The organism is Cohnella sp. GCM10027633 (genome assembly GCF_042675445.1).
In the GTDB taxonomy this organism is placed as follows: Bacteria; Bacillota; Bacilli; order Paenibacillales; family Paenibacillaceae; genus Cohnella.
In genome coordinates, this window is the sequence record NZ_JBHTGV010000022.1 from 1 (window position 1) to 13,784 (window position 13,784).

Below are 13,784 nucleotides of genomic sequence, written 5' to 3' on the forward strand. Positions count from 1 at the left end.
GGCGTCCATAGACCGAAAACGTGAACAGGAGGCACAAGGATAATCCCTTGTACCTCCTGTTTTTGTCCATCTAGACGCGATGTGAACCGTTTTTTACTGTGAGCGAGTCCTTTTGGGACAGCCCCTTCCAATCGGTTATTGAACGGCTTTCGCGCCTACGGCGATCCATTGGATATAACCGTTCGGCTCCGGCCCAAGACGCGTGCGCAGGATTTCGATCTCGGCGGAAGCAGCCGTCTTGCCCCGCAAGTAGCAGACGCAGGACGGATGATCGCACATCGCGACGAGCACGTAAGACGCGTCCGCGTACGGCTCGGAGAAGGATATCCTGAGCCGGATCGATTCAAGCGCTCCTTGGAAGCCGTAAGCCTGGCTTCCGAACAGAAGCGAGACGCCGGGCTGAGCGGCGGCAACCGGCAAGAACGCGAGCTGCGCCGCTCCGATGCTGCCCTCGGCGACATGCTTGGCGGTTACGCTGCCTTCCTGCAGCTCGAACGCGACCGGAGGCGCGGGCGGCGACGGGGCAGGCTTCGGCTCCAGCGCTTGCGCCAGCAGCTCCTGCACTTCGGCAGACAGCCTCTCCAGGCCGACCGGCTCCAGCGATTCCGCCAGCAGCTCCCTTACGTCATCCGACAATCTCTCCAGGCCGACCGGCTCCTGCGAGTCCGCTAGCAGCTCCCTTACGTCATCCGACAGCCTCGCCAGGCCGACCGGCTCCTGCGAGTCCGCCAGCAGCTCCCTTACGTCATCCGATAACCTCTCAAGGCCGACCGGCTCCCGCGATTCCGCCAGCAGCTCCCTTACCTCATCCGACAACCTCGCCAGGCCGACCGGCTCCTGCGAGTCCGCCAGCAGCTCCCTTACGTCATCCGACAGCCTCTCCAGGCCGACCGGCTCCTGCGAGTCCGCCAGCAGATCCCTTACGTCATCCGACAGCCTCGCCAGGCCGACCGGCTCCTGCGAGTCCGCCAGCAGCTCCCTTACGTCATCCGATAACCTCTCAAGGCCGACCGGCTCCCGCGATTCCGCCAGCAGCTCCCTTACCTCATCCGACAACCTCGCCAGACCGACCGGTTCCTGCGATTCCGCCAACAGGTCCCTCACGACATCGGACAGCTTCTCCAGGCCGACCGGCTCTTGCGATTCCGCCAGCAGCTCCCTTACGTCATCCGACAACCTCGCCAGACCGACCGGTTCCTGCGATTCCGCCAGCAAGTGCCTTACGTCCGGCGACAGCTTCTTCAAGCCGACCGGTCCTCGCGATTCCGCCAGCTGTTCCTTCACGTCGGCCGATAATTGATCCAAGCCGACCGGTTCTTGCAGCTCCGCCAGCAGCTCCAGCAGATCGGCCGACAGCTTCTCCAGACCGACCGGCTCCTGCGTCTGCCCGAGCAGCGCCCGCACGTCCGCTGACAAGCCCTCCATACCGACCGGCTCTTGCAGTTCCGCCAGCAGATCCAGCAGTTCGGCCGACAACTTCTCCGAGCCTATCGGCTCTAGCGTCTTCCCGAGCAGCTCCCGAACATCGGTCGATAGCTTCTCAAGCCCGACCGGCTTCTGCGTCTCCCCGAGCAGCGCCCGCAAGTCCGCGGACAAGCCCTCCATACCGACCGGCTCTTGCAGCTCCGCCAGCAGCTCCAGCAATTCAGCCGACAGCTTCTCCGAGCCTATCGGCTCTAGCGTCTTCCCGAGAAGCTCCCGAACGTCGGACGACAGCTTCTCAAGCCCGACCGGCTTCTGCGTCTCCCCGAGCCATTCCCGAACGTCCGCCGACAGCTTCTCGATGCCGATCGGCTCCTGCAGCTCCGCCAACAGCTCCCGCAAGTCGCCGGACAGCTTCTCCGGACTTACCGGCTGCAGCGCTTGCGCCTGCAACGCGTCCACGTCCGCCGACAGCCGATCGAGCCTTGCCGGCTCTTGAAGACGGGCCAGCAATTCCAATACGCCGGCCGACAGCTTCTCCAAGCTCACGCTGCCTTCCGCGAGCTTCTCGGCGGTCACGCTCTCCTTGGCGAGCTTCTTCGAGACGATGCTGCCGTTCGACAGCTTCGCCGACGTAATGCTCTCGTCCGCCAGCTTGCTCGTGCCTACGCTTCCGTCCGCCAGCTTCGCAGACGTCACGCTCTCGTCCGCCAGCTTACCCGTGCCCACGCTTCCGTCTCCGAGCTTCCCGGCGGTCACGCTCGCTTCCGCCAGCTTCTCCGCCGTCACGGCGCCGATCGCCAGCTTCTCCGCTGTCACCGAGTCGTCCGCCAGCTTGCTCGCCGATACGCTGCATTCCGCCAGCTTGCCGGATGTTACGCTGCCCTCCGCCAGCTTCTCTGCCGTTACGCTATCGTTCGCCAGCTTGCCGGCCAGAACGCTGCCTTCCGCCAGCTTCGCCGAAGACACGCTTCCATCGCCCAGCTTGCCGGCCAGGACGCTGCCTTCCGCGAGCTTCTCGGCCGTTACGCTGCCTTCCGCCAGCTTCCCCGATACGACGCTGCCTTCCGCCAGCTTGCCGGATACGACGCAGCCTTCGGCCAGCTTACCCGACGATACGCTTCCGTCGCCGAGCTTGCTCGTCGACACGCTGCCGTCCGTCAGCTTGCTCGCTCCGATGCTTCCGTCCGCCAGCTTCTCCGCCGTCACGGCCGCGTCCGCCAGCTTCGCCGTCGTCACCGCATCCTGCTTCAGATGGACCGCTTCGACGGCTTGCGCCTCGATTCGCTCGGCGTTCACGCGGCGTTCCGCCAACTTGGCGATCTCGAGCAGGTCGGGCGCCAGATGGGTAAGGGTAATCGCGTTCTTGCGCAAGTGAAAGCCTTGAACCGACTCGGGTTTCAGATGCTTGCCGCCGATGCTCTCCAGCTGTACGTGGCCGCTGCCGACGCTGCCCGGCGCCAGCTTGGCGCCCGTTACGCTCTCGTCCCCGAGCTTCATCGTCGTGACGGCTCCGTTGATCAGCGCCGTCTCGTCGACGCTATCGACAGCCAGATGCTCGGTCATCACGCTCTCTTTGCGCAGATGCATCGAATCGATCGATTCGAGCTGGAGATGGACCGAAGACACCGCCTGATTCGCGATATGCCCGTAGCCTACCGCGCCCGGCCGCAAATGCTCTCCGTCCACGCTGACCGCGGCAAGCTTCGACGACGTCACGGCGCTATCGTTCAGATGCTGCTCCCGGATACTTCCGTCCGACAGGTGCGAGCTGAATACGGATTGCTCGGCCAGATGAATGCCGTGAATCGCTTCTTCCGCCAAGTGGTTCGAGAGAATCGCCCGATCCGCCACGTGCCGCGCCGTCACCGCGCCGCCCGCCAGAGCGCCGCTCGTCACGGAGCCGTCGCCCAGATGGCGAGACTCGATCGATTCCCGCCGCAGATGCCTGCCTTCGATCGCATCGTCGGCGAGCGCGCGTCCGGATACGGCGCCATCCTGCAGCGCCCTCTCGTATACCGCGTATTCATCCAGCTTATCCGCCGTTACGCTCGCATCCGCAAGCTTCGGCGTGGTCACCGAAAAGTCCGCGATTTTGTCGGTCGATACGCATTCCGGCGACAGCTTCAACGACGTGACGAGATGGTCGGTCAGATGGTGGGAGAACACGGAGCGCGCGCCGAGCTGCCGTTCGCCGATGGCGCCCGGTGCGACGATCCGTTCCGTTACCGATTCCGGTTGCAGCGCCCGCGTCCCTACGGATCCCTCCGAGAGATGCTCTTGCCGAATCGCCCCTTCGACAACGTGTCGGCCTTCGATCGCTTCGGAGGCGACCGCGTCGCCCATGACGACTTCCGGACCGAAGTGGTACGGCCGAAGCGAGCCGGACGCCAGCTGCTCCGCGCCTACGCTCTCGAACGCGAGGTGAGGCGCGCGTACGCTCGCGATGCCCAGCTGCCTCTCGCCGACGGATTTGTCGGCGAGCTTGGCGGCGCCGACCGCTCCGTCCGCGATCTGCGCCGCGCCGACCGAGCCGTCCGCGAGATGTTGCCCGTTAACGGACCCGGCCGACAGTTGATCGGCTCCGATCAGCTTATCCCGCAGATGTTCCCTGCCGATCGAACGCAACGCCATATGCGCGTTCTCAACCGAACGCTCCGCGATATGCCGAGACTCGACGCTGCCTTCCGCCAGCTTCTCGGCGCCTACGCTCCCCTTGGCGAGATGGCGCGCTTGTATCGCCTCGTCAGCGATTTTGCCGGAGACGATGGTCTGATCCGCGATCTTCGTCGAAGTAACCGAGTGGTCTACCAGCTTAAGCGTCGTGACCGATTGTTCGGCCAACTTGGATGCCGTAACCGCGCCGTCCGCGACATGCTTCGTCTCAACGGCTTCTTCGGCGAGATGGGGGCTTAGCACGGCTCCTTTGCCAAGTTGCTCCCGTCCGACCGATTCGAACGCCAGCTTCGCCCCCGATACGGAGCGATCCGCCAGCTGGCGAACGCCGACCGCCCCGTCCGCGAGATGTTCCGCCGTAATGGCGTCCGGGGCCAAATGCTTTCCCTGCAGCTCGCCGACCGCGACGTGCTCGGCGAGCACGAGACCTTGCGACAAATGGCGGGATTCGACCGCGCCGCCAGCCAGCTTCTCGCCGGTAACCGCGCCGTTACGAAGCTTGGAGGCGGTCACGGAACCGTCCGCCAGCTTCGACGTGTCGATGGCGTCGTTCGCCAGATTGTCGCCCCGAATCGCGCCGCTGCGGATTTTATCCGACGTTATGCTATGGTCTTGCAGCAAATCCGAGGTGATGATCGATACGCTTAGATGCTTCGCCTGGATCGAGCCTTCGGCGAGCTTGTCGGCGCTGATCGTCCGATCCGCCAGCTTCTCCGAAGACACGCTCCCGTCGCGCAGCTTATCTCCCGTAATCGACCGGTCGCGGATCTTCTGGCCGGAAATCGCGTTCTTGGCGATATGGTCGCCGAGTATCGACTCCGTCGCAATCTTCGAAGTCGTCACGGAGCCGTCAGCCAGCTTGATCGCCGTAACGGCGAAATCCGCGAGCGCGTTCGTATCGACCGCCTCGGCGGCCAGCTTGGAGGCGTCGACGGAGAACGGGGCGAGCTTATCTCCGGTCACCGATTCGTCGGCGATATCGTCCGTATAGACGAGGGGAGCCGGACGGCTCGGCAGACGCTTCTCTTCCAGCTTGAACGCGCGAAGCTCGCGGGACTCGAGCAGCGCGTCGTTGGCCTCTTGCTCGGCGACCTCGTCTTCCGCGATCAGCCGGGCGATCGCGTCCGCGTCCGCCTGCGCCTCCGCTCGGCGTTCGGCCGTCTCGGCGCTCTCGCCCGTCACGGCGGCGACGAGCTCCTCTACTTGCAGCGGCGTAGATACGTATTCGGATACGGGGCGGTATTCGGACGGCTCCGAGAGCCTGTGGATCTCGATCGGAACGACGCTCGGGGACGTTCTGCCCGCCGCTTTCGCTTTGACCAACTGCAGGCGGGTATCCGCGTGTTCCTGCTCCCAATGATGAGTCGGCGCGGCGCCATGCACCGTGATAGGCTTATCGCTCGGCTTCTTTATGTCATCCAGCCATTGGAGCTCCAGCTTGTTCGGATTGTCGACGTAGTATAACGGTCGGCGGGATTTCGGTTGCGGCTTCGGCTGCTTTGGTGCCTTTTTCTTTTTCATGTCCGTCTCCTTCCTATCTATCGTAATCTGCAGTATCATATGCATTCACCCATGGGCACGTCACGAGGATGGGCGGTTGACCCCGTCGCCTTTCATTCTCCGGCGAACTCGAGCCATCGCTCCGCGGTATGCTCCCAGAGGAACATCCTCATGACACGGTCTCTTCCCCTGCGGCCCATCGCTAACCGAAGCTCCTCGTCGCCGAGCAACGCCGTAATTCGGGCCGTTAGCTCTCGCACGATGCCCGGAGATTCCTTGGCGACCAGATAACCGGTTTCTCCGTCCGCCACGACTTCCTTCATGCCGCCCGCCCTCGTCGCCACGACCGGCAGCTCTGCCGCCATCGCTTCCACGTTCACGAGACCGAACGCTTCCCGCCCGACCGAAGGAACGACCGCCAGATCGGCCATGGCGAGCCAGCCCGGAATTTCGTTATGGGAGACGTACGGTTGAAAATAAACGTGCTTCCGCCAAGGCTTCGCTTGGCGTTGCAGCTTGCGGACGTAGGCGGTGAGACGGTGAGAGCCGTACGCGGCGCTGCCGACGATGACGAATAGCGCTTCCGGATGCTTGGCCACGATGCCCGGCACGGCGGATAGCAGATGATGAACGCCTTTCTGCGGAACGAGCCGTCCGACGAACAGCACGATTTGGCGGCCTTCCCAGCCGCGCTTCGATCGGCCCGAAGCCCGAAGCGCCTGTCCCTCCGGACTCGACCGTGCCGGAAAACGGGCTGCCTCCACGCCCAAGTGGTTGACGCGGATTTTGGCGCTGCACCCGGGTTCGATGCGCGCGATGTAAGATCTCAGGAACTCGCTGTTCACGATGATGCGATCCGCCGCCCGGAAGGAGCGCGCGCGTTGCCGGCCGCTCAGGTGCTTCGCCGCGAGGAACGTCGTCGAGTGCAAATTCAGCCATACGTTGCTTTTCGGAAAACGCCGCTTTAGACGAGTCACCCACTTCGGGCGATTTTCCACCTGGATGATCTCCGGCCTCTCCCGCGACAAACCGCGGCATACGCTCTCGAAATATCGGTTCTTGTCGCTGGCGGGATAGCGTTCGATCGGAGCCCCGCCCAATTCGCCCCTGGCGGCCAGTCGCTTGGCCGTGCGGCCGTAGACGACGACGTTCAGCCTCCGCGCGAGCCTCGGCACGACCTTCTCGACGACGCGCTCTACTGAACCGCCCATGGACGAAGGGACCGGGAACGCCCCGGGCGTGACGAAAGCTGCTTTCATTCGCTTCAACCCCTCATAGGCCCATCTTGCTCGTGACAGCATATACAATACCGAACCTAATGTTTTGGGCCTTTGACATGGAAACCGAAACTATTGCACTTTGCGTACCGATATGTCACACTGACTCAGAATGATTACACGACAAAGGAGTGCACGGCTGCATGAAACACTCGCTGCTGCGCATGATGACGGAGCTGTCCTCACGCAAATTCGTTTCCCGGATCGCCGGGAATTTAGCTAAATCGGCTTTCAGCCGCAGATGGATTCCGAAGTTCGCTTCGGTGTATCGCATTCCGGTGGAGGAAGCGGAGAAGAAGCTCGAGGAGTATCGTTCGTTGAACGAATTTTTCACGCGGAGATTGAAGCCGGGCAGCCGCCCGATCGACGAGACCGCAGGCGCGCTGATCAGTCCGGTCGACGCCAAGATTACCGCTTGCGGCACGATCTCGGACGGGTTGATGCTGCAGGTGAAAGGGCAAGACTACACGATCGAAGAGCTGTTGAACGGTTCGCCGCGCATGGCGCAATATTCGCACGGCTATTACTGGGTGCTCTACCTGAGTCCGACCGATTATCATCGGATTCATTCGCCTTGCGAAGGCGAAGTCGTCGAGACGGAGCACATCGCGGGCCGAGTCTACCCGGTCAACGAATTCGGGCTGACCAAGATGCGACGCGTGCTGTCGCGCAACGAGCGGCTCGTCACGTACGTTCGGCACGACATCGGCGAAGTCGCCGTCGTCAAAGTCGGCGCCCTCAACGTCAGCAGCATCAAGTACGTCGAGCCTCGGCCGACGAAGCTGGCGCGGGGCCAGGAGCTCGCCTACTTCGAGTTCGGCTCCACGATCGTCCTGCTGACGCAGGACGGCACGCTGTCTCCCCGAGCTGACTTGAATGTCGGCGACCGGGTGCGCATGGGCGAGATTCTCGGCACGCTGAAACGCGTGGAATAGGCCGAGATCGGTTCATTCGAAGCGAGTCGGTTTTGCACGATAACGGGACCGCTTACCGCTATGCGTATTCGCGCGCTACCCAACAACGCCTCCATCGCCACGAAGCCGTGGGAATGGAGGCGTTCTTTGTGTTATTGAGTATCTTACCTGATTTCCGAGGGGCTCTTGCCCGTATATTGTTTGAATTGCCTGCTGAAGAAGAAAATATCGCGATAGCCGAGCGCGTCGGCGACCTCCGTAACGTTCATCCCGGCGTGCATGAGCAAGTGCTGCGCGCGTTCGATGCGCGACCGGATCATGTACGTCTGCACCGATACGCCGATCAGTTCCTTGAACTTGATCGAGAAGTACCGCGTAGACAGGCCCGCGCGGGCAGCCAGGTCATCGACCCGATGCGCGTTGCCCGGATGCTGCTGAATGAAGTTGGCGACCTCGTGGATGCTCTCGGTTAACTGATTGCTCGCCCTGCGTTCGACGGGCTCGTCCTGATCCGATCGCAGCAGATGGATGATCAGTTGCTTCAGAATCAGTCTCGCCTCTTCCTCCGCCGCAAACGTGCGAACGAGGAATAACCGGACGTAACGGGACAGCAAATGCTCGAAATCGAACGTCTCGTTCAGCACGCGATACGGCTCCGGAACGGTATCCACCGGCTCCGACACGTCGAAATGGATATACGTCAGCACGAGCGGCTTCTGCGGATTGTGCGTCGCGGTCGGATGGTCTCCGGGTCGGAACAGGAAGCAACTGCCCTTGCCGACCGCGTGCGGCTTGCCGTTCAGGACAACTTCCCCTTCGCCGCTCCATACATAGAATAAATCGTAATTGGCGAGCGGCTTTTCCCTTTTTTGCCACTTCCAGCCGGGCTCGCACGAGATTTTGGCGAATGCGCTCAACAATACGTAAGATGAAGGCTGAATATTCAGCATTCGACAGCGTCCTCCCCGTCGCAACACGTCTTCTAGCCTCAATGTAAATGTGTTCGCCGGTTCTGTCAATGTAGATGACGGTGCACCGCCGTTGGTGTATAATATCTCCTAATGACAACTTGCTCCAAGCTGACCGATAACGATGATCCGGAAGGAAGTCATAACATGAATCCGCTCGCACGACAGTTGAACGAGACGATCGCAGCGCAATCTCCGAACGTATTGAATATGCTCTCCGGCTTAGGTAAATCCTTGTATTTCCCTAAGATCGGCATCCTGAGTCAAGGCGCCGAAGCGAAGCAGAAGGCGAACCGCTACAACGCGACGATCGGCATCGCGACGGAGAAGGGCATTCCGATGCATCTGGGCGTCATTCAATCGACGTTATCCTCCTACGACCCCAAAGATATTTATGAATATGCGCCTCCTGCCGGCAAGCAAGAGCTGCGCACCGTATGGAAAGAGAAGATGGTGAAGGAGAACCCGTCGCTCGTCGGCGTCAAGACGAGTCTCCCTATCGTCACGAACGCGTTGACGCACGGCCTCAGCATCGTGGCCGACCTGTTCGCGGACATCGGCGACGCGATCGTCGTGCCCGACAAGAATTGGGAGAACTACGAGCTGACGTTCGGCGTTCGCCGCGGGGCCGAGATGGTCTACTATCCGCTGTACAACGCGGATAACCGCTTCAACGCGGACGGCTTGCGCGACGCCTTGCTCGCCCAGAAGGACAAAGGCAAAGCGATCGTCCTGCTGAACTTCCCGAACAATCCGACCGGTTATACGCCGGACGCGGAGGAAGGACGCACGATCGTCGCCGCCCTGAAGGACGCCGCGGAAGCCGGCATCAACGTCGTAGCGGTGACCGACGACGCTTACTTCGGCCTCTTCTTCGAGCAGTCGCTGCAAGAGTCGCTGTTCGGACAGCTATGCGGCTTGCACGAGCGCATCCTCCCGATCAAAGTCGACGGCGCGACGAAGGAAGAATACGTATGGGGCTTCCGCGTAGGCTTCATTACGTACGGCGGCTTGCCCGACGCGGTGCTCGCCGCGCTCGAGCAGAAGACGCTCGGCATTATCCGCGCGACGATATCCAGCGCCGCTCACCCGTCGCAGACGTTCGTGCTGCACGCGCTCAAGTCGCCTGAATTCGAGGCGCAGAAGCAAGAGAAGTTCGACATCATGAAGGGCCGCGCGAACAAAGTGAAGCAGTTGCTCGACAGCGGCAAGTACGGTGACGACCTGCCTTACTACGGCTTCAACTCCGGATACTTCATGTGCTTGAAGCTGGCGGTAGACGCGGAAGCGGTTCGCCAACGGCTGCTGAACGAGTACGGCGTTGGCACGATCGCGCTAGGCTCGTCCGATCTGCGCGTCGCGTTCTCTTGTACCGAGGAGTCGGATCTGGAAGACTTGTTCGATCGCGTTCACCTCGCGGTTCAAGACGTGAAGGCTGGTAGAGCTTAAGTTGCGATGCAAAAACGCCCGCACCGTTCTTAGTGAACGGTACGGGCGTTTTATTTGCGTGCGTTGGATGCTTGCGGAAAGATGGCCGGTTGTGCTCCCTTGCATCACTATCCCATAGGGTACCCTCAATCCTCATCCTCGGATCGCTTCGCGATGCGGCGAGGCACGAGCCACCCCGTCCAGAGCAGGCCGGCCGCGAACGCCGTCAGGCCATACTCCGCGCTGAACGCCCCGCCCGCAGTCGCCGCGGCGACGACGGCTAGCAACGCTGCCACCGACACGCCCGCGACGCGCGCCACGGAGGCCGCGGCCGGATGACGCCCTTCCGGGGCGATCGGCAGCGCGTCCGCCGTCTCCACGAACCGCAGCCGCTTCAGCTCGCTCAGCTGCATGCCCGCGACGAGCACGGCGATCGCGTAAATGACGGCATCGGCGATAGCGTTGACCGACACCGCCAATACGCCCGCCGCGATGAGCGTCCACCGGAACAACGCGCCGAACGTTTCGCTCCGCAATAACGTCAACGCGTACAAGTAATGCCACGCCTTGGATTGCCGCCAATCGATACGCTCGCCGATCCAGGCGATCCATCTCCGCGGATAAGCTTTCGCCGACTCGCTCCGCACGTCGACGAACCAGCCGAGGAAGCCCATCCAACGCCGCCTGATGGCCTCCTCCTCTTGAACGAGCCGCTCCATCGGCAACGCATGCTTCTGCGCCGATCGCCATAGCAGCCAAGGAATCGCCGCGCATAGCGCCAAGAACGGTACGGACCAGGCAAGCGGCTTAAGCAGCAACACCCCGACTGCCGCCGCTGTCAGCGCCCATCGCGCTACCCGCAGCGATATTCGCCATCCCGCGGATGCAAGCTGCCGCTCGCGCCAGCCGGCGTAGACATTCAAGCTGCCAACGCAGGCGACGAGCAGCGCTAGCGCCGCGAACGCGGCGGGATTCTCCGGCGCGACTCCCGCCATCGCCGGCGACCGATCGTAGATCGGCGCGTACAGGGCGAATACGGCCAACGCCCTAGCGCCTCCGGCAACGACCGCTCCGCGAACGGCCGGACCGACGTAATGGCGCAGCAACTGCGCCTCCATCGGCAGCAAGAATATCGTATCCGCCGCCTGCATGTACGTGCGCAGCGGCGCCCATACCGCTGCCGCCGTCAACGCGGCGATGCCGACCGTCTTCACCGGCCAATCCTCCGGCACCGCCTTGATCAGATCGACGTACCAGATGAACGCCGCGAAGAGGCAAGCCGAAGCGAACAAGCCGAAGCCGCTCTGGAACACGTAGCGGAAGTAAGGCACGATCTCTCCGCGGAACGCGGACGCCCGCGCAGCCCGCAGCCCGCGCAGGAACTCGGCTTGCTCCTGCCGTTCGCCGAGCCCGCTCGAGGCTCGTCCCCTCGGCCTGCCGCTCTTCTCCGTCGTTAGCTCCGCTTCCCCGTTACGCACGTCCGTCGCCTCCTCCCTCGGCGGCGACCACGAGCGCTTCGAAAGCGTCATCCAGCGTCGACTCGGGGTCCGAGAAACGGGCTTGCGCCTTGACCGCGGACGGCGAGCCTTCCGCCACGACGTTCCCGCGATGCAGCACGTAGAGCCGGTCCGCCCGACGTTCAAGCGCAGGCAGAATGTGCGAGCTTAGCAGAATCGCGCTGCCCTTCGCGCGCGCGTCTTCGAGCGCCGCCAGCAATCCCCGGATCGCGAGCGGGTCTAATCCGAGGAACGGCTCGTCGATGATGAGCAGCGGCGGAGAGACGAGCAGCGCGTTCATGAGCATGACCTTCTGCTTCATTCCCTTCGACAGCGTGCCGGGCAGCGAGCCGAGCGCTTCGGTCATCCGGAACGTCTCAGCAAGCTCTGCCATCGTCCGTTCGGAAGATTCCCGTTCCAGCCCGTACGCCATCGCCGTCCATCGCATGTGCTCCCGAACCGACAAGTTCGGGAACAACGACGGCTGCTCCGGCACGTAGGCGGTCATCGCGCGGTACTTCTCCCGATCGTCCTCCAGCGTCGCGCCCGCGATTCGCACTTCCCCGCTATGCGGGACCATAAGGCCGAGTATATGCTTGATCGCGGTGCTCTTCCCCGCGCCGTTCAACCCGATCAATCCGACGAGCTCGCCGGGCCGGACGATCATCGATACGCCGTGCAGCACCGGCTTGCGAGAGCTATAGCCCCCGACCAACCGCGTCATCTCCAGAGCCGGCACCGTCATTCGTTGTTGCGGCAACGCCATTATGCGAATCCCCCTTCGCTTGCATCGAACGATATCCTTCCATTATATCGACCATCCGCGCCCCGCACAAAAAACAAAGCCGCCCTCGGCTTCTGCCGAGGGCGATACCAGCCGTTCTAGAACGATTGGGCGCTCGCTCCGCCCTTAACTAACAGCTTGCCGATTTCGGAAGACGGATCGATGCCGGCGCTCGTCATTAGCGTTTCGCCTGCTTCGTTCTTCCGATTCGGATCGGCGCCTGCCTTCAGCAGCAATTCTACCGCTTCTACGGCTTCGGCGCGAACCGCATTCGCCAACGAATCGTCGTTCGCGGGCGAAGCTCCGAATTTCAATAAAAGAGCGATGATCGCGGCGTTCGGCATCCGTACGCCGGTCTTGCCGTTCTCGTCCGTGAGCTGCACCTTAGAGGCAGCTAGCTCGAGCGGCGTTTCGGGATCGCGTCCATATCGTCCGTAGTAGCCGACGTTCGGGTCCGCCCCGTGCTGCAGCAGCGCCTCGACTACCTTGATCTGCTGCTCCGATACCGCGTAATGGAGATTCGTCCACCGATATTGAGGACCGTAATGAACATCCGCGCCAAGAACGATCATCTTGACGGCGAAGTCTTCGTAGCCCCGGGCGATCGCGTTCGTCAACGTTTGATTGCCGCTGACGGGATCGACGTAGTCGATGTCGGCTCCTTGGGAGATCAGATACTCCGCGATCTCGATGCCGTTATTCGTCGAGGCGAGGAACAGCGTTCTGTCCAGATCGAGCTTGGTTCCCGACAGCACGAGCTCTCGCATCAGATTCAGGTCCTTCGTCTTCCAAGCGGTCTGCAGCGCTCGCTGGGTTTCCGCCGCGCTTCTCTGCTTGATGAGGTAATAAGCGTTCGAAGATTTATCGTAACGTACGAGAACCTTAAGCAACGATGCCAATCTGGATATCGAGACATAGTATTGCTTGTTCGCTACGAGCAACTCCAATTGGACTTGTTTCTTATTAACGGTCAGCGCGGCTTTCTTCTTCTTCGCGTCGAGTACGAGCTTGATTCCGAATAGCTTCTCCGCCGCGGCGGTCCGGAAGTAATACTCGCCCTTGCTGTTCAGCGGCTTGTCCGTTACCTGCTTGCCGTTCATGATGAATTTCGGGCCGGCCGAAGCGGCGCCGACGGTGCCGCAAGCCATCATGAGCAGCGATACGACGATCATTGCCGCGACTAGTTTCTTCATGTTGTTCCCCTGCCTCCAAGATAGACTGCTTCGAGTATATCTTATATCCCAAGCCTTGGAAACCGCATGCAAGCAACGAATCGCGCCAAAAAAACAAAGCGACCGCGCGGCCTCCCCCGCGCAATC

Annotated in this window: 8 protein-coding genes; 2 read left to right on the top strand and 6 right to left on the bottom strand. The window is 61.9% G+C overall.

Going from position 1 to position 13,784, the window contains the following annotated elements; genetic code table 11:
• Positions 1-135 precede the first annotated feature (135 nt).
• Positions 136-5,619, bottom strand: coding sequence for a WIAG-tail domain (locus ACFQZG_RS26785; RefSeq protein ID WP_378157798.1), 5,484 nt, complete (start codon positions 5,617-5,619; stop codon positions 136-138).
• A gap of 92 nt (positions 5,620-5,711) precedes the next feature.
• Positions 5,712-6,857, bottom strand: a complete 1,146-nt coding sequence (locus tag ACFQZG_RS26790; RefSeq protein WP_378157799.1) for a glycosyltransferase family 4 protein — start codon at positions 6,855-6,857, stop codon at positions 5,712-5,714.
• Positions 6,858-7,018: 161 nt separating this feature from the next.
• Between ACFQZG_RS26790 and asd the strand changes: the two genes are divergently transcribed.
• Positions 7,019-7,810 (top strand): archaetidylserine decarboxylase, encoded by a 792-nt coding sequence (asd, locus tag ACFQZG_RS26795; RefSeq protein WP_378157800.1) that lies wholly within the window; start codon positions 7,019-7,021, stop codon positions 7,808-7,810.
• Between the two features lie 143 nt (positions 7,811-7,953).
• On the opposite strand, the gene ACFQZG_RS26800 is transcribed toward asd, so the two are convergent.
• A complete protein-coding gene (locus ACFQZG_RS26800; RefSeq protein ID WP_378157801.1) occupies positions 7,954-8,739 on the bottom strand; it encodes a helix-turn-helix domain-containing protein in 786 nt (261 codons plus the stop codon).
• 165 nt (positions 8,740-8,904) lie between these two features.
• On the opposite strand from ACFQZG_RS26800, the gene ACFQZG_RS26805 reads away from it, so the two are divergent.
• The gene (locus ACFQZG_RS26805) at positions 8,905-10,206 is read left to right on the top strand and encodes an aminotransferase class I/II-fold pyridoxal phosphate-dependent enzyme (RefSeq protein WP_378157802.1); all 1,302 of its coding nucleotides are present in this window, start codon (positions 8,905-8,907) and stop codon (positions 10,204-10,206) included.
• 125 nt (positions 10,207-10,331) lie between these two features.
• Here ACFQZG_RS26805 and ACFQZG_RS26810 read toward each other — a convergent pair whose 3' ends face one another.
• From ACFQZG_RS26810 to ACFQZG_RS26820, 3 genes are all read right to left on the bottom strand, one after another.
• Entirely contained in the window at positions 10,332-11,663 is a 1,332-nt protein-coding gene (locus ACFQZG_RS26810) for an ABC transporter permease (RefSeq protein WP_378157803.1), read from the bottom strand.
• Entirely contained in the window at positions 11,656-12,447 is a 792-nt protein-coding gene (locus tag ACFQZG_RS26815; RefSeq protein WP_378157804.1) for an ABC transporter ATP-binding protein, read from the bottom strand. The genes ACFQZG_RS26810 and ACFQZG_RS26815 overlap by 8 nt, the downstream gene beginning before the upstream one ends.
• A gap of 116 nt (positions 12,448-12,563) precedes the next feature.
• Positions 12,564-13,658, bottom strand: a complete 1,095-nt coding sequence (locus ACFQZG_RS26820) for an ankyrin repeat domain-containing protein (protein WP_378157805.1) — start codon at positions 13,656-13,658, stop codon at positions 12,564-12,566.
• Between the last annotated feature and the right edge of the window lie 126 nt (positions 13,659-13,784).